We start from the raw sequence: 16,714 nt of genomic DNA on the forward strand, positions 1-16,714 counted from the left end.
GACCCCTCATCGGCGGTCGGCTCAGTGCAGGCGCAGTCCCAGTTCTGCCCCGGCTTGGCGGTAGGCGTGGTCGTTGCCGTCGATGGGGCCGGCGCCGAGCAGGGACAGCTCGGTGCCCTCGAAGATCGCCCAGCACTCGTGGTTGCCGATCTTCGAGACGTACCTGATGCCGCAGTACATCGCGTAGTTCGTCTCCGGGTCCGCAGCGCGGTAGGCCCAGGTGGCGATGAGTCGGGTCACCAGCCGGCGTTCGGAGCGCACCGCGGAGACGTCCAGGTTGGCGATCCCGAGGGCGTCCAGTTCGCCGGCCAGATGGTGTTCCAAGGCCCGGTGGGTTCGCGGGGACTCGATGTCCACGAACGGGGTGGGGCTCTGGATGAGGAACTGCGCCAAGGACCGTCGTGCCCGCCAGTCCCGGGGTACGTCGCCGGCGAGCATCAGGTGGGGCTGGTGGGCCTGGGCGGCGGCACGGGTGGCGGTGGTAGGCCGGAATCTCTGCAACGTCTCGGCGTAGGCCCCTGTGGGGTTCGAGGCGGCGTAGAGCACTCCACCCCCGAGGACGTCGAAGCGGTTGCCGGCCCGGTCGTCCTCGGCGATCTCCAAGTCGAGCCGCGAGAAGTGCAGGGGCCCGGTGGAGCGCCCGACCCGCCACAGCTCTGTCTGTGGCTCGCAGACCATCACGTTGTTGCGGTCGACCCGCTCGTGGGTGCTCACTCGTCGCGGAACGCGCGTGCTGCGGCCAGCACGGCCTTGAACCGGCCGGCGGCCAGGGCCTCGGCCGGGGAGTCGTCGCCCAGCAAGGGGTTCGAGCCCATGAACCACGCCCGCACCGTGTGCGGGGAGTCCACCCGGACCAGGTCGGTGTAGATCGTGTACGCCTCACGCACCCGGCGCTCCATCGCCGGCCTCGGGTCCTTGTTCTGCCCCGAGGCCCACCGGCTGACCGTCTCCGGGCGGACCCCGGCGATCAGCGCGAGAAGCCCGTTGCCCAGGTTGGTGTTCAAGGCGTGCACGATGACCTGCCAGTCGGCGCGCACGGCCTGGTGATGGGTCGACTGCCGTCGGAAAGACAGGGCATCGGGGCGCGGCACCAGTGGAATCTCAGACATAAATCAAGTCTAGATCAGCTCCACATCAGAAAGAATAGGGTAGCAGGCGTAGCCACAGACTTTTGGGTCTGTCTTGAGGTTCGCGCCCATGCGGACGCGAGGAACTGGGCAGTGCCTCAATAGTATGTTGACATATCAACAAAAGAGGAGTTAGCTGGTGCGTGTTCTCGAAGATGGTCGTGGAGGTGCTGGGTAGCGTGTGAGGGAGATTCCCGATCGCAATCAGGAGATCCCCCCATGGCCAGAGCCCGCAGAAGGACACAAGTCGAGGGGCAGCTGAGCATTGATGCCTTTCTCTTCCCGGAACCCGAGGAGGTTCGTGATGAACACGTACGGCAAGTTCGCGCAGGAAGCGTGGAAGACGACCGCGCCGGCGGAGTACGCCCTGATCCCGGACCCGCAAGCGTGGTTCGAGGCGCTGGGGGAGGAGGCCTCGATCAGGGTGGAGGACCTGACGAGGGAGCTGGCCGGCCCGGACCCAGCGGGGGAGACCTTCCTGGAGAAGTGGGGGCGATTGAACGCGGCGAAGATGCAGGCCGAGGAGATCGTGCGCGCGGAGATGCTGACTCCGGATCCGTCGGTGCAGGAGGAACCGGTCGAGGAGGACGAGGAGGAGTCTGGGGTGGCGCGGAGGCTGCGGATCGTGCAGCAGCTGAACCGGGAGGACCGGGAGTACTGGGACGAGGTGCGCCGGCAGGAGACCGAACAGGCGTAGTTCAGGCTTTTGCGGACCTTGCGGAGTCTGTGGCCTCGGGGCGCTTTGTCCCGCGTGCCCATGACGAGTTGGCCCCGTCCGGGGCGCAGGCGAGGTTCCGGGCCAACCTGGCAGCCCTGCGGGTGCTGCGCACCCTGCAGGCCGAGGAGCGGGCGGCTACCGAGGCTGAGCGCGCCACGCTGGCCCGGTGGGGGTCCTGGGGTGCCAGTGGGGTCGCGGAAATCTTCGACGAGTCCCGTCCCGAGTACGAGGCCGAGCGGGCCGAGTTGCGCGAGCTGCTGGATGCGGCCGAGTACGCGGCCGCACGGCGCACGGTCATCAACGCCCACTACACCGACCCGGCGATCGCCGCCGAGGTCTGGGGTGCCCTGGAGGGGCTGGGTTTTGAGGGTGGGCGGGTGCTGGAGCCCGGCTCCGGTGCCGGCACCTTCATCGGCCTGGCCCCGGAAGGGGCGCGGATGACCGGGGTGGAACTGGACCCGGTGACCGCGGCGATCTCTCAGGCCATCTACCCGGAGGCCACCATCCGCACGGAGTCGTTCGCGGACACCCGGATGCCCGGTGGCGCCTTCGACGCCGCGGTGGGCAACGTCCCCTTCTCGAAGAATTCCTTGCACGATCCCCGGCACAACGCGGCGGGGCATTCGATGCACAACCACTTCATCCTCAAGTCTCTGGCCCTGACCCGCCCCGGTGGGGTGGTCGGGGTGCTCTCCAGCGCGTTCACCCTGGACGCGCAGAACCCCGCGGCGCGCCGGGAGATGGCTGCGATCGCCGATCTGCTGGGCGCGGTGCGCCTGCCCACCGGGGCTCACCGGCGGGCTGCCGGGACAGATGCGATGACCGACGTGCTGGTCTTCCGGCGCCGGCTGCCCGGGGAGGAGCCGCTGGATCTGTCGTGGGTGGAGTCCGCCCCAGTGGAGCTGGGTGGCCAGCAGGGGCGGATGAACGCCTACTTCCTCGCCCACCCTGAGCGGGTGCTCGGTGAACCGGTGATCGGCAATGGCATGTACGGGGCCGCCACCCTGACCGTGCGCGCGGAGGACCTGGCGGCCATCGGGGTCCGGCTGCGTGAGCAGCTGACCGACATCACCGAGCAAGCCGTCTCAGTCGGGCGCGGGATGGCGCAGCGCGGCGACGAGCAGGAGCTCGAGGCCGCGGCGCTGATCCCGGCGGGTGAGCAGGAGCAGATCGGGCACATCACCGACCGCGGGAAGGCGGGTTTCACCCAGGTCACCGTGGAAGGGGTGAACGCTCTGTTGAAGGTGCCGCTCACTCAGCAGACCGAACTGCGGGCCCTGCTCGGGTTGCGCGATGCCGGGCGGGCTGTGCTGAGTCTGGAGGCGGCCAACGTCGAGGACACCGACGAGCTCAATGCCATGCGCGAGCAGCTGCGCGGCAACTATGAGGCGTATGTGGATCGGTACGGGCCGATCAACCGGTTCACGGAGCGGCGCACCGGACGCACCAACGATGCCGGTGAGGACATCCTGGCCCGTATCACCCCTCCGCCGGTGCGCCTGTTGCGTGGGGACCCGTTCGGGCCGTTGGTGAAGGCCTTGGAGCACTTCGACGAGGGCGCAGGTACCGCGGCCCCGGCGGGATTGCTGTCGGAGCGTCAGGTGCAGCCGCGTCGGCCCGTGCTCGGTGTCGACACAGCCGATGAGGCCCTGGCCGTCACCCTGGACACGGTGGGGACCGTGGATCTGACCCACATCGCCCGGCTGCTAGGCACCGACGAGGAATTGGCGCGCGAGACATTGGGGGAGCTGGTCTACGAGGTGCCCGGCGAGGACGGGGTCTATGAGACCCGGGCGGAGTACCTGTCCGGGGACGTGCGCGAGAAGCTGGACACGGCCCGAGCCGCAGCGGCCGCCGGCGGGCGGTTCCAGCCCAACGTGGCCGCCCTGGAGGCGGTGTTGCCGGCCCCGTTGGGGGCCGATGAGATCGAGGCCCGCATCGGGGCCGTGTGGGTGTCCCCGGAGATCCATGAGCAGTTCTTGCGCCACATCCTCAGAGACCACAGTGCCCGGGTGGACCGGATTAGTGGGGCCACCTGGGAGGTGCGCGCATCGCGCCACGTGTTCGCCGCCCGCAATGACTGGGGCACCGAGCGGATGGCCGCTGGCGACATCTTCGCCCGCCTGTTGGAGCAGCGTCGGGTGCAGGTCACGGACCCGGACCCGTCGGATCCGGAGGGCAATCGGCGGGTGGTCAACGCCACCGAGACCACGGCCGCCCAGGAGAAGGCGTCCCTGATGCAGGAGCGGTTCGGGGAGTGGGTGTGGGAGGACCCTGCTCGGGCGGCGGAGTTGGTGGATGAGTACAACCGTCGGTTCAACTCCATCGTGCTGCGCGACTACACCGTGGAGGGGGAGCGGTTGTCCTTCCCCGGGCTGGTGAAGAACTTCACCCCTCGCCCGCATCAGCGGGCGGCGGTGGCGCGGATGCTTTCGGAGCCCTCGGTGGGGCTGTTCCACGAGGTGGGGGCGGGCAAGACCGCGGAGATGGTGATCGGTGCGATGGAGCTGCGCCGGTTGGGCATGGCGCGTAAACCGGTGATCGTGGTGCCCAATCACATGCTCGATCAGTTCTCCCGGGAGTGGTTGCAGCTCTACCCCCAGGCCCAGATTCTGGCCGCCTCTTCGGAGGATCTGGCCGGAGACAAGCGGCGGGTGTTCGTGGCCCGGGCTGCGGCCAGTGACTGGGACGGGATCATCATGACCCGCACCGCGTTCGAGCGCATCGAGCTCTCCGAGGAGTCCAAGGCCGCCTACGACCTGGCCGAGATGGGCCGCCAACGGGCCGAGCTCGAGGCAGCCAACGAGCGGGCCGCGGCTAGTGGGGCGGACACCATGTCGATCAAGCGGATGGAGGCCCGGCTGCAGGCGAGGGAGGAGAAGCTGAAGGAGAAGTCCGACCGGGCGACGGATCCGGGGATCACCTTCGAGCAGACCGGCATCGACTACCTGCTGGTCGATGAGCTGCACGAGTACAAGAACCTCGACACCGCCTCGAACATTCAGGACGCTGCGATCGACGGGTCCAAGCGCGCCAGCGACCTGCACTCCAAGGTGGAGTACCTGAGGGCCAAGCACGGGGACCGGGTGATGACCGGGGCGACCGCGACACCGATCGCGAACTCAGTCACGGAGATGTACGTGATGCAGCGTTACCTGGGCCCGGAGCTGTTGGAGCGGGCCGGGATCCACGACTTCGACACCTGGGCGGCGACCTTCGGTCAGGTGGTGTCCGAGATGGAACTCTCGGTGGCCGGCGGGGACACCTTCAAGATGAAGGAGCGCTTCGCCAAGTTCCAGAACGTCCCCGAGTTGCTGAAGATGTTCCACACCTTCGCCGACGTGAAGACCGCCGAGGACCTCAAGCTCCCCACCCCGGGTCTGGTGGCGCGGGAGGACGGGAAGCGGCTGCCGCGCATGGTCCCGGTGGAGGCCTCGGCGGAACTCGAGGCGTACATCGCGGAGATCGGGAGGCGGGCCGAGGCGATCCAGGCGCGGTTGGTGCCCCCAACCGAGGACAACATGCTCAAGATCAGCTCCGACGGGCGCAAAGCCGCCCTGGACCTGCGCCTGGTGGATCCCGAGCTGGGCTCGGTCGTGGCGGAGACCAAGATCAGCGCCGCCGCGGACCTAATGGCCCGGGTGTACGAGGAGCACCGGAACGACGTGTTCCTGGATCCTGCCACGGGGGAGGAGCACTCCACCCGCGGTGGGCTGCAGATCGTGTTCTGCGACCTGGGCACGCCCTCGGAGTCTTGGAACGTCTACGACGAACTGCGCGCCCAGCTAGCCGAGCGGGGGGTGCCGGCGGAGAAGATCCGGTTCATGCACGAGGCCAAGAACGATGCGGAGAAAGGTCGGCTGTTCTCGGCCGCGCGCACCGGGGAGGTGGCGGTGCTGATCGGGTCCACCCAGAAAATGGGGGTGGGGACCAACATCCAGGCGAGGGCGGTGCACCTGGTGGATCTGGACGCTCCGTGGCGCCCGGCCGATGTCGCCCAGCGGCACGGGCGGATCATTCGGCAGGGCAACCAGAACCCGGAGGTCGCGATCTCGCAGGTGGTGACCAAGGGGTCTTTCGACACCTTCATGTGGCAGACGCTGGAGCGGAAGTCGAAGTTCATCGATCAGATCATGCGCGGGCGCCTGGACGTGCGTGAGATCGAGGACGTCGGGGACAACACCCTGTCATTCGCCGAGGTGAAAGCAATCTCCAGCGGCAACCCGTTGATCCTGGAGAAGTCGAAAGCCGACCAGGAGCTCGCCCGGTTGGAGCGGTTGAACCGGGCCTGGCACCGCAACCAGTCCTCGCTGGTGTTCCGCAAAGACGCCGCCCAGACGCGCGCCGACGCGCTGGAGCGGGAGATCCCCGTGCTTCGCGCAGCGGCGGAGCGCACCACCGATGAGCTCGGCGGGGAGAAGTTCCGGATGACCATCGACGGGGCCACCTACGACAAGCGCGCCGAGGCGGCGGAAGCGTGGCAACGGTGGGCTGGGGTACACGCCACCTCCCGCCCGCCCCGGGGCGGGGAGATCGACCTCGGTGTCGCTGGTGCCATTGGTGGCCACGACATCCGGGTGGTGCAGCGCCCAGGGAACCTGGCCGACTTGAGTGCATCCCCCGTCGAGCTACGCATCGACGACGCCCCCGGGGTGGCCGTGGAAGTCACCCGGGCGACGTCGTTGAATCCGAGCGTGGGGATGATCCAGCGCCTGGAGAATCAGGTACGGGCACTGCCGGAGGAAGTCACCAAGCGCGAAGCGAGGCTGGCCTCCGCTCGGCAGGAAGCCGTCGAGGCCCGGGAGGCGTTGGGCGTGCCGTTCAAGCACCAGGACGCCCTGGAAGCCGCCCGGTGGGAGGTCGAGCGAATCGGGCGCGCGATGCGCGGTGAGGAGACGCCGCAACCGACTTTGGATCCGGAGCTGGAGGCGTTAAAGAAACGGATGCGCATCAACTTCCCCGACGCTCCTACCGCGGGTCGCAGCACTGCCGGGCGTGGTGAAAACGGCTCCGGGCGTCCGCTCGAAATGGCGCGGCGGCACGACGAGCAGCGTCCCCAGCAGGGCGGCTTGGAGCTGTAAATACTCGCTCTGCTTGGTCTGCTCAGACAGACGGTGCCCGCTCCCCATCGGGGGAGCGGGCACCGTTATTGCGTGGTGACCACCGTGGAGGAAGCCGTCCACAGCCGGCGGCTACGGAAGTGGAACGGTCCGTGCGTGAGGTGACCTGCCGGCTGTGGTCGGGTGGTCGGATGGGGTCCCCGTGTCCATCATGTGTGCGGGAAAAGCCGCGGAGCGGTGGGAGCTTTTGCCGTGCCCATGTGGGCACGGGGCCAGGAACTCAGCCACGGTTGTCGAGGTCGCGTTTCGCGCGCACCTGGTGTGCTTCGCGCCAGATGACGAGCAAGGACACCACCAAGAACAGGCCGGAGATCAATCCGATCTTCGAGCCCCGGGCCACCAGGGCGATGGAGAGGATTAGGAGCGTCCCGTAACACGTCGTGAGAATCCAGCGACTGGCTGTCACTGCTCCGGCTCGGTGTCGCCACCGTTCTGAGCGGACGAGGCCTGCACGTCCGGGGTGGACTGAGTGGTCTTCCGCCGGCGCTGTACGCGCTGCATCTTCTCGGGTGCCGCCAGCCCGATCTTTTTCAGTTCGTCGGCGGTCCAGCCGCCGTTGTTCACGGCGGCCTGGAACGCGGCGGTGTCGTTCTTCTCGGCCTCCTTGAGTGCCTCGCGGGCCTCGTCGAGAGCGCCTCGTGCGGTGATCGCCCGGCGGATGTAGTCCATCCGGTCGTTGAGCAGCCGCTGCGCGGCTTCTTCTGCTTGCTGGGGGTCGGTGAGCTTCGCCATGCCCCCAGGTTAACGGACGCACACGATCCGTTCCAGAGGAAGCGCCCGCTCCGCCGGCGCTTCGCACCCGTGGTGACCCAGCGGAGCAAAGCTATGTTTTATGTGCCATAAAACGGATGCACCGCTAGCCCGTGGGGCTTTGCGGTGGCACACTGGTCGTGTGGGGCCCACCGGTGTGGGGGCGCTGCGCTGGGCCGTAAAGAGAGGAGGTGCTGTGGTGGAGCAGGAGAATCCGCGCCACGTGTGGAAGTCGAGGCGGAAGCGGATCGAGGGCAAGACCCAGTACGTCCGGGTGTCCATGTCGGAGTCGGAGCGTGCTCAGTTGATGGTGTTGGAGCAGCAGACCGGGCTCTCACCGTCGGCGCTGATGGTGCAGGCGGTGTTCGGTTCGGCGGATCCGGTGGCGGTGCAGCTGCGGCGGAACCAGTTGGTCGAGTTGCTGGCGATGCGCCGGCTGATGGCCACGATTTCGAACAATGTGAACCAGATCGCCCGGCACGCCAACAGCACCGGTGAGGTGTTGCCGGAGGCGGTCGAGACGATGCGGGAGGCTCGGCGGTTCGGTGAGGAAGTGCTGGCGAAGCTTGAGGAGCTCGCGCCGTGATCCCGAACATCACCAAGGGTGACAAGCCGGTCGGTTTGATGAAGTATCTGGTGGGTCCGGGCCGTTCCAATGAGCACACCGACCCGCACCTGGTGGGCGGCTCGCCGCTCATCATGGCGTGGTACGACGATGTGCAGCTCAACGAGGAAGCCGCGGTGGGGATCGCCCGCGAGGTGGACCTGAACCGGCGGATGCTGGGGTTTGATGCAGACACCAAGCACATCTGGCACTGCTCGTTGTCGATCCCGTACCAGGACCGGGAGGTCACCGATCAGGAATGGTCGGACATCGCGCAAAAGTTCATGGACGAGATGGACTTCACCGAGGCCGGAGCCAAGGCCGGCTGCCAGTGGGTCGCGGTGCATCACGGGCGTTCCACCAAGGGCAACGACCACATTCACATCATGGCCTCCACGATCCGGGAGGACGGGACGAAGTGGGCCGACGGCAACGACTACGCGCGGGCGCAGAAGGTCGCCCGTAGCATTGAGAAGGACTTCAACCTCATCCAGCTTGGCAACCACTCCGAACGGTGGTTGCAGCAGGGTGAGATCTCCCGGGACAGCACTCGGGAGCCGACCCGGTTCGCGCTGGAGCGCACCGTGCGGGCGTGCGCGGTGGCAGCCGAAACCGAGGCCCAGTTCGTGCGGCAGATGCGCCGGGCGAACCTGCTCGTGCACCCCCGCTTCGCCGCTGGAACTGATTCGGTGGTGACCGGGTACTCCGTGGCGGAGCGTCCGCCGAAGGGGATGCGGCCGCTGTGGTTCGGTGGTGGCAAGCTCGCCCAGGACCTCACGCTCCCGTCCCTGCGGACCCGCTGGCCGGACACCCCGCACTCCTCGCAGGAGGCATCGGATGAATGGATGGCGGCCAAGCGGCACCGCCGCATCGTTCACCCAGACGCCCCCGGTGCGGTCCTGGACGAGGAGACCGCCCGACGGCTGGCCGGGGAGTTGAGGCAGGTGCGCCGGCGGCTGGTCAAGATCGCCCCGGACGATCACCAGTCGTGGGCGCACGCGGCCCGGGAAGCCTCCGGGGTGTACGCAGCCTGGTCCCACGCAACCGAGGACGGCCAAGGGCCGCTGGGGCGCACCGCCCGGGTGCTGGCACGCTCGGCGCACCGGTCGGGGCTGAAGATCACCACCCCGTTGGAAGCTCCACTGCGTACCAGTGGCACCACGGCGTTCCTGCTGGCGGTCACGAAAGCGCCCTCCCCGATGGCCCAGGCATTGATCATGAACCAGATGCTGCGGATGACTCGGGCGTTCCAGGACATGCATCAGGCCAACAAAGAACTGCGCGAGACCCAGTTGATCGTGGACACCTTCCGGCAGCACCTCTCGGTGGTGGCGGAGCCGCTACCGGAAGTCGAGCCTTGGTCTCCCAAGCGCAGTGCCTCCCACGCCGGACCCGCCCGTGCCCGTGGTGCGCTGCGCGAGACCCAGGGGCCCACGGTTGAGCACCCTTACGTAGATCACACCCCCCGCACGGACTACGGAATGGAGCTGTAGAGATGAGCACACAACCCGATGGCGTGAACGATTTGATCGGCCGTGACCTTCAGGCAGCGATGGCCGTCGCCGGGCGCTGGGGCGAGATGATGGCCCGTCAGCGCGCCGAGCAAGTGCGTCAACGCCTGATGGAGCAGCAGCAGCGGCGACGGGAGCTGGAAGACCGGTTCGAAGCCGAACGAGCAGTGATGCGCACCGAGCTCGCCCCGGTGGATCAGGACCGTTTCTGGGAGTCCGCCAAGCCGGAAGACATCGCTGCCCACTACGGGCTGGCCCGGCAGTGGGAGCAGCACGACGAGGTCGCCCGCACCGCGCGAGGACGGATCGAGTCGGAGGTAAAGGACCGCTACGGGCTGGCCGTGGAGGACTACCTGGAAGAGCGCATCCCGCAGCAACAGCGCACTGAGACCGTCGAGCAGGGGACCGCGGCCCGCGAAGCCGTGGACGCCCAACGTGACCACGCCGAGGCCGCCCTCAACGCCGCAGAGGCCGTCCGGGGGGATCTGCAAAACGACGCCGACACCCGCCACTCGACTGCCGAAGCCGAGGAACTCTGGGACTCCGGAGACCGGCGGGCGAACCTGGCCAAGAAGCTCATGGCGGCCTTTGGTGGCACCGAGGAGGGCCGCGATGGGGTACGGGCACGCCTGGCCGCCGACCGGGACCAGGGCACGCCTCCCATCGAGGCTGTGCGCTCCACCAAGCGTGGCCCCAAGGCCCGCAAGAACACCGGGCGCCCAGCAGGACGAGAAAGAGGCTTGGAACTCGGCTGATGCCATGAGGGCAACAGCGAGAGGGGCGCAACCCGTGATGACGGGTTGCGCCCCTCTCGCTGTGACGTTCAGTCGAACAGGCCCTCTGGAGGTGGCTCCAAAGTCAGTGGAACTCCCTTGGGGCGGTGCTCCCTGGGAGTGCAGCCGTGGAAAGGACCCTTCTCCTCAAAGAGGACCCGCATGGTCGGGTCGGCGTAGTTCTGCCACCACACCGCCAGCCCGGTAGTGGGATCCAAGCGCAGGTTTTCCCACGCCCTCCACAGCCCCGTCAGACGGCTCACCGCTTCATCATGCCGCCACCACTGGGCACACCAGGTGAACGTGTTCGAGCGACCAGCTGGGTCCAGCTGACGCCGGTACATCGGCGCCAACATCTCGGTGACGAACTCCACCACGTTCGCGTAGACCAGCTCCGCAGGAGGCTGCTCCTCCACGTCCTCGTTGCCCTCACTGGACGATTTTTCTTCCCAGTCCATGACCTACTCCTTCACCAGCGCCGCCCACCGGTTCCCGGCAGGCTCAGGCACCACTGGCTCGGCGGCCGGCGCTGAGGGCTCGTGATCGACGGTGTCCACTGTGGGGCGGTTGTGGGCCTCTTCGGAAGCCCTGGACGCACCCGCGTAGGGGCGGTGGTCAATCGGAATGGTGCGCAGCAGCACGGCCCTCGCCCCGGAGCCGAACATCACAGCCCTGCCCTTGGGCAGGGCGGACAGGTCAGCCACCGACATGATGTCGTCGGTGGCGTCCTGGCGGGAGGTGGACCCGCTGTCCATCTGCCTCGAGGAGGAGACAGAGGTGTAGGTGTACTTGCCGATCAAATCGACAAGCATCTTCAAGTAGCCCTCCTCCTTGACGTTGCCGCCGTAGGTGACGACGTTGGCGGTGGAGAACAGCTTGCGCATCCCGGACTCCCCCCACACGTCCACGCCCTGGGACCAGGACTGCAAGAACGTGGAGACCACGATCCCGCGAGACCCGTAGTGGCTGTAGAGGTCGGGCAGACTCGCCCACCGGCACAAGGACGTCAGGGCAGAGGCGCGGGGCCTCACTCGGGACTGTCCATGGTTACCGGATTATCGCCGTCAGCATCAGTGGCCTGCTCCTCGGCGCCGGCTTCCGCAAGGGGCGGCTCGCTCAGACGCTGCTCAACGGCTTGCTGGAACTTCTCAGCTGTTTGCGCATCGACTAACCCGTCCGAGATGTCTGCGGCCGGGTTGGATAGGTCCTGGGCGTTCTCTTCCTCTGGCGCGGAGGTGCGGGGGTTACGGGCATTGGGGTTCATCGATTGCCTTTCGTCTCGGCGGGGCAGATCCACGCCGGCTCACCGCCGGAGAGCGCGGGTCGTGGGGCGGGATCATCTCTCGGTGCTAGAACACCGCGGTGGGGGGGAGTCATCGTGATCGACCCGAATCGCCAGTCGGGGGCGGAAGGATCGTGGTCTCTTCTTTCCGGAAGCTCCTCGAGGAGCTTCCCTGCTGTCGTTCCTATCGTGGCCTGACCCGTGGTGACAAGAGCCGCGGCCGCACCGTCTCGAGTGCTTCTCGTCCAAGGTGAAGGACCCAACGGCGCAACTTCGCCGGCCCCCACTCGGCCGCGACGGTCGCGGGAAGTGGGACAACGGGTGTTGCCAGAGGTGACATTCGATATGTGATTGTGCTGGGGATTTGGTGGGGGAGCGGGCATGATGGGGGTATGTCCACCGCTCCCATGGCACCGCGCACCGGTCTTCAAGCCCACCGTGATTCCCAGCGGTGGTCGATCCCGCAGGTCGTCGAGGCGCTGCGGGAGATCCTCGGTGCGCGTCTGGTGGCTTATCTCGGGGGCGTGAAAGAGACCCGTGCGGTCCGGGAATGGGTCGAGGGCACGCGCGAGCCCGGCTCCGAGGCCGTCAAGCAGCGGTTGCGCGATGCCTACTACATCGCCGCCCTGCTGGCCGAGCGCGAAGCCCCCGGGGTGGTTCAGGCCTGGTTCACGGGGATGAATCCGCAGCTGGGGGACCGCGCCCCGGCGCGACTGCTGCGTGAAGGCGACCCGGAGCGCACGGTCGCCGAGGTCACCGCCGCTGCTCGCGCCTTCGTCGCCTCGGCGAGATAGCGGTGGGCCTGGTCATCGTTGCGGCGCCACAGGAGCCGGTTTGGAGAGTCGGGTACCGACCCGAGCCGTTGGCCTGGAGCGGGTGGGAGCACGCCACCGATGGGCGCTTCCACGGCCGCTGGGACGACCCGGACGGGACGTTCCGCACCCTGTACCTGGGCGAGTCCCTACTGGCGTGCCTGCTCGAGGTCCTGGCCTTCGCCCGCAAGGACAAACACCTGGCCGCGGCCCTGGCGGAGATCGACGAAGACCCTCAAGACGCCCGGGAACACCCCACCGCGGACCCCGGGACCCTGGATCCCGCGTGGCTGGAGCCCCGTTGCGCTGCCTCCGCGGTGCTGAGCGGTCGGTACTGCCAGGTGGGTGCGGCAGACACCGTGGCCACCCTCTACCCACGGTTCATCGGAGACGCCCTGGATGCCGGCTATGACGACTTCGACGCCAGCCTGCTCAAAAACGGCGCCGCCCGGGCCATTACCCAGGCCGTCTCCGCCCACCTGTACCTCCAGGAAGGCATCGACGGCATCGAGTTTGCCTCCCGGCACGGCGACGAACTGGACCTGTGGTGCCTCTATGAACAACCCCACGACGCACAGATCAGCTCACACCTGTTGAGACTGACCGAAGTCACCCTGCACCCGGACACCCCGGAACTGCAGCAGGCCCTCGACATGCTCGGACTGCACTGGGCCCCCACGTCCTAAGGCGCGACCTGCGTCCCGTGCCAGCAAAGTGGGACGAGTCGCTGCATTAGATGCGAGAACTCCCCTCTGACCGTTGTCCGATAATCTGCGTTATGTAAAGTCGAAGGCGCCATGTTGGCGAAATGTGCGAATTCGCCAGCGAGGACGACTCTCCCGTCACCGAGCCAGCGTGATGAGTCTCTGGATGCGGTGTTGGCCCCGCGTGAAGCCTCGAGGCTTAGAAGGTGGTCGACGGGCCGTGCTCTGACCTGCGGTTTCTATGGGGGTTGACCGGATTTCGCGTTTCGTGCGAAGGTTTCGCGTATTATGCGAGATGATCCGCGGGGTCCGGCCGGTGCGGTGCCGGGCGTGCTGCGCTCCGGGACGGGCGTGCTCCACGAGGCCGAGACGGTCTGGATCGCGATGTTGGATGGTTGGGCGGCCCAGCAGTTCGCGCGGAATCTTTCCCCTGGCACGGTCGAGGCGCGGCGGGCGACGGTGCTGCGGTTTCGCCAGTTCGCCGACTGCTACCCGTGGGAGTGGACGGCGGGGACCGTGGATGAGTTCTTCCTGGAGCTGCGGGCGCTCAAGGGCGCGGCCCGCTCGACGGTTCTGGGGTATCAGAACGCGCTGCGGATGTTCCTGGAGTACCTCACGGACCCGGCCTACGGGTGGGCTGAGCAGTGCTGGGACCGGTTCGGTGATCACCCCGCGCAGGTCTTCCACGAGTGGAACACCGCCCGGCACGCCCAGGACACGGTCGGGGCCCCGGGCAAGCGCCCTTACACCCGGGATGAGCTCGAGGACCTCTTCGACTGCGCCGACGAGCGGGTGCTGCGCATCCGTCGGGCCGGGGCCAAGGGCTGGATTCCGGCGTTCCGCACGGCCACGATCATGAAGGTCGCCTACGCCTGGGGGCTGCGCCGCAATGAGGTGCGAAGCCTGGATCTGGTCGACTTCGCCACCAACCCGCAGGCGAGGCAGTTCGGCGGGGCCGGGATCGTCTACGTCCGGCACGGCAAGGCCATGCGCGGGTCCCCGCCCAAGCGCCGGGCCGTGCTGACCGTGCCGGAGTTCGGCTGGGCGGTTGATTGCGTGCGGCAATGGGCCGAGGACGTCCGTCCCCTTTACGCCCCGGCCGGGTCGACGGGCATGTGGCCCAGTGAGCGTGGCCAGGATGCGATCACGGCGGATTCGCTGAGCCGGGCGTTCACCGAGGTCAAGCGCGAGGCCGGCCTGGACGAGGACCTGGACTTCCACTCGCTGCGCCGCTCCTACGTCACCCACCTGGTCGAGATCGGCTATGACGCGTTCTTCATCCAGCAGCAGGTCGGCCACGAGCACGCCTCGACGACCTCCATCTACACCGGCCTGTCCCCCGACTACCGGGCCCGGGTCGTGGACCGGGCCATCGCCCGCATGGCGGAGGCGGCGACGAGCACCGACACCGACAAGGAGTCCTGAACGATGAAACGGCACGTGGAGTACACCTGGCGGCTACGAGAGATCATGGCCGCGCGCGGGATGAACAACCTCTCCGACCTGATCCCCCTCCTGCAGGACCGCGGGGTGAGTCTGTCGTCCTCCCAGATCTACCGGCTGATTGGGTCCAGGCCCGAGCGGATGAACCTGGCTCTGCTGGCGGCGTTGCTCGATGCCCTGGACTGCACCTTCGAGGAACTCTGCCCCACCACCGTCGTCGCCACCGAGACCCGCCACCGCCTGACCGGCACCGAGGCGGGCATCGCGAAGAAGGACGCCATCCGCCCGATCCGGGCCCGGATCCACCGACCCGAATGAGCAGGCCCGCCCACGGCGGTGGCTGCACCCGCTGCCACCGCACCGGGGTCAGGATCGTCACCATCTGGCCCGAGGGGCGGATCTGCCGGCGCTGCTACGAACGCGCCACCCGCATCCACGGCACCTGCCCCGGCTGCGCCCAGCACCGGCTGTTGCCCGGACTCCTGGAAGGCGCCCCGGCCTGCACCGACTGCACCGGGATCCCGAGCAACTTCCGCTGCACCCGGTGCGGGCGCGAGGACGAACCCGTGCGCACCGGGCTGTGCGCGCACTGCTGCCTCGCCGATGACCTCACCACCGTGCTCGATGACGGCACCGGCACCATCGCCGCACCGCTACGGCCCTTGTTCACCGCCCTGACCTCGCAGAAGAACGCACGCAGCGCCCGGATCTGGCTCACCGTCAACCGGCAGGCCGAACAGCTGCTGCGGGACATCGCCTAGGGACATGTCCCCCTGACGCATGAGACCTTCCGGAACCACCCGTCAGCGGCCAAGGTCGCCTTCCTGCGCGCCCTGTGCATCGAGCACCAGCTGCTGGAGCCGGTGAACCTCGACATCGAAGGCTTCCACACCTGGCTGCAGACCAAGACCGGCGCCCTGCCCGACCCAGACGCACTGCTGATCAGCCAATACGCCCGCTGGACCCACCTGAATCGGATGCGCCACCTCGAGAGCACCGGGGCGCTGAAGAAGGGCACCTTCCTGGCCGCCAAGCAGTCCACCACCATGGCCATCGGCTTCCTGGACCACCTCAGGGCACGCGGGCACTGCCTGCAGGAATGCACCCAGCACGATGTGGACTCCTGGCTGGCCGAGGGGCCCACGACCCGCAGCCTGGCCCGAAGCTTCGTCCGCTGGGCCATCGAGCACGGACACCTGCCAGCCGTGGAATTCCCTTACCGCACCGCGCAGACCACACCGGTCATCAGCCAGGCCCAACGCCTGGCGCACATCCGCGCCCTCGCCGACCCCTCAGCGCCGATCCCCGGAGCACAACGAGTCGCGGCCCTCTTCCTGTTGCTCTACGGCCAGCCCCTCACCCGCATCTCGCGCATGAGCCTGGATCAGGTCCACGACACCGGAGACCGGCTCACTGTGGCCTTCACCAATGATCGGCTCGAGATCCCGCCCCCGTTCGACGAGATCGTTCGCGCCCACCTGAATGCCCTGCCGAACACGAACACCTCCGCGCACCGCCAGAACACCTGGCTCTTCCCCGGCACCCGGCCAGGACAGCACATGCACCAAAACTCGATCATGATGGCCCTGCGTGAGCGCGGCATCGAGATCCTCGGCGCCCGCAACGCCGCACTCCGGGCCCTGGTCCTGGAAATGCCCGCGCCCGTCGTGGCCGACGCCCTCCACTACAGCTACTCCGTCACCGACCGCCACCGCCGCGACGCCGGCGCAACCTTCACCGACTACATCACCAGCAGAAGCACCGGCCCCTGACCGCCAGACTCCCCCGCCCCGAACCGCCTTGCTCACGCAGAAAGTCGATCGAATACGCCGGTCTCGAACACGTAAGGCCAGCACTCATTAGGACAAAC

Annotated in this window: 17 protein-coding genes; 11 read left to right on the top strand and 6 right to left on the bottom strand. The window is 67.7% G+C overall.

Going from position 1 to position 16,714, the window contains the following annotated elements:
- Positions 1–21: 21 nt before the first annotated feature.
- Positions 22–714, bottom strand: a complete 693-nt coding sequence (locus AYX06_RS18125) for an RES domain-containing protein (protein WP_062737328.1) — start codon at positions 712–714, stop codon at positions 22–24.
- Positions 711–1,109, bottom strand: coding sequence for a hypothetical protein (locus AYX06_RS18130; protein WP_101853470.1), 399 nt, complete (start codon positions 1,107–1,109; stop codon positions 711–713). Before AYX06_RS18130 ends, AYX06_RS18125 begins: the two co-directional genes overlap by 4 nt.
- Before the next feature lie 322 nt (positions 1,110–1,431).
- Between AYX06_RS18130 and AYX06_RS20650 the strand changes: the two genes are divergently transcribed.
- Both AYX06_RS20650 and AYX06_RS18140 read left to right on the top strand, forming a co-directional pair.
- Positions 1,432–1,824, top strand: a complete 393-nt coding sequence (locus AYX06_RS20650; RefSeq protein WP_232319484.1) for a TnpV protein — start codon at positions 1,432–1,434, stop codon at positions 1,822–1,824.
- A 68-nt stretch (positions 1,825–1,892) separates the two neighbouring features.
- Complete coding sequence (locus tag AYX06_RS18140) at positions 1,893–6,926, top strand: helicase-related protein (protein ID WP_232319485.1); 5,034 nt, start codon at positions 1,893–1,895, stop codon at positions 6,924–6,926.
- A 441-nt stretch (positions 6,927–7,367) separates the two neighbouring features.
- Here AYX06_RS18140 and AYX06_RS18150 read toward each other — a convergent pair whose 3' ends face one another.
- The gene (locus AYX06_RS18150; RefSeq protein WP_062737332.1) at positions 7,368–7,697 is read right to left on the bottom strand and encodes a hypothetical protein; all 330 of its coding nucleotides are present in this window, start codon (positions 7,695–7,697) and stop codon (positions 7,368–7,370) included.
- Positions 7,698–7,911: 214 nt separating this feature from the next.
- On the opposite strand from AYX06_RS18150, the gene AYX06_RS18155 reads away from it, so the two are divergent.
- The 3 genes from AYX06_RS18155 to AYX06_RS18165 are packed head-to-tail and all read left to right on the top strand — an operon-like array spanning position 7,912 to position 10,585.
- A complete protein-coding gene (locus AYX06_RS18155) occupies positions 7,912–8,301 on the top strand; it encodes a MobC family plasmid mobilization relaxosome protein (RefSeq protein WP_062737333.1) in 390 nt (129 codons plus the stop codon).
- Positions 8,298–9,812: a relaxase/mobilization nuclease domain-containing protein gene (locus AYX06_RS18160; RefSeq protein ID WP_062737334.1), complete on the top strand. Its 1,515-nt coding sequence runs from the start codon at positions 8,298–8,300 to the stop codon at positions 9,810–9,812. The genes AYX06_RS18155 and AYX06_RS18160 overlap by 4 nt, the downstream gene beginning before the upstream one ends.
- Before the next feature lie 2 nt (positions 9,813–9,814).
- On the top strand, positions 9,815–10,585 hold the full coding sequence (locus tag AYX06_RS18165; protein WP_062737335.1) for a hypothetical protein: 771 nt from the start codon (positions 9,815–9,817) through the stop codon (positions 10,583–10,585).
- 68 nt (positions 10,586–10,653) lie between these two features.
- Here the strand turns inward: AYX06_RS18165 and AYX06_RS18170 are convergent, their stop codons facing one another.
- From AYX06_RS18170 to AYX06_RS18180, 3 genes are read right to left on the bottom strand one after another with little or no spacing between them, the layout of a single operon-like run.
- Complete coding sequence (locus AYX06_RS18170) at positions 10,654–11,061, bottom strand: DUF4913 domain-containing protein (protein ID WP_062737336.1); 408 nt, start codon at positions 11,059–11,061, stop codon at positions 10,654–10,656.
- Between the two features lie 3 nt (positions 11,062–11,064).
- A complete protein-coding gene (locus AYX06_RS18175; protein ID WP_062737337.1) occupies positions 11,065–11,634 on the bottom strand; it encodes a TraG/TraD/VirD4 family protein in 570 nt (189 codons plus the stop codon).
- Entirely contained in the window at positions 11,631–11,867 is a 237-nt protein-coding gene (locus tag AYX06_RS18180) for a hypothetical protein (RefSeq protein ID WP_062737338.1), read from the bottom strand. Before AYX06_RS18180 ends, AYX06_RS18175 begins: the two co-directional genes overlap by 4 nt.
- Positions 11,868–12,277: 410 nt before the next feature.
- On the opposite strand from AYX06_RS18180, the gene AYX06_RS18185 reads away from it, so the two are divergent.
- The 6 genes from AYX06_RS18185 (at position 12,278) to AYX06_RS18210 (ending at position 16,616) form a co-directional block, all read left to right on the top strand.
- Positions 12,278–12,679 carry a hypothetical protein gene (locus AYX06_RS18185; RefSeq protein ID WP_062737339.1) on the top strand — a complete coding sequence of 134 codons (402 nt, stop codon included), beginning with the start codon at positions 12,278–12,280 and terminating at the stop codon, positions 12,677–12,679.
- A 2-nt stretch (positions 12,680–12,681) separates the two neighbouring features.
- A complete protein-coding gene (locus tag AYX06_RS18190) occupies positions 12,682–13,383 on the top strand; it encodes an RES domain-containing protein (protein ID WP_062737340.1) in 702 nt (233 codons plus the stop codon).
- 306 nt (positions 13,384–13,689) lie between these two features.
- Positions 13,690–14,826, top strand: coding sequence for a tyrosine-type recombinase/integrase (locus AYX06_RS18195; protein WP_062737341.1), 1,137 nt, complete (start codon positions 13,690–13,692; stop codon positions 14,824–14,826).
- Between the two features lie 3 nt (positions 14,827–14,829).
- Positions 14,830–15,162, top strand: coding sequence for a helix-turn-helix domain-containing protein (locus tag AYX06_RS18200; protein WP_062737342.1), 333 nt, complete (start codon positions 14,830–14,832; stop codon positions 15,160–15,162).
- Positions 15,159–15,605: a hypothetical protein gene (locus AYX06_RS18205; RefSeq protein ID WP_062737343.1), complete on the top strand. Its 447-nt coding sequence runs from the start codon at positions 15,159–15,161 to the stop codon at positions 15,603–15,605. Before AYX06_RS18200 ends, AYX06_RS18205 begins: the two co-directional genes overlap by 4 nt.
- Positions 15,606–15,707: 102 nt before the next feature.
- Entirely contained in the window at positions 15,708–16,616 is a 909-nt protein-coding gene (locus AYX06_RS18210) for a site-specific integrase (RefSeq protein ID WP_062737344.1), read from the top strand.
- Positions 16,617–16,714: the final 98 nt, after the last annotated feature.

This window comes from Kocuria turfanensis (genome assembly GCF_001580365.1).
GTDB lineage: Bacteria > Actinomycetota > Actinomycetes > Actinomycetales > Micrococcaceae > Kocuria > Kocuria turfanensis.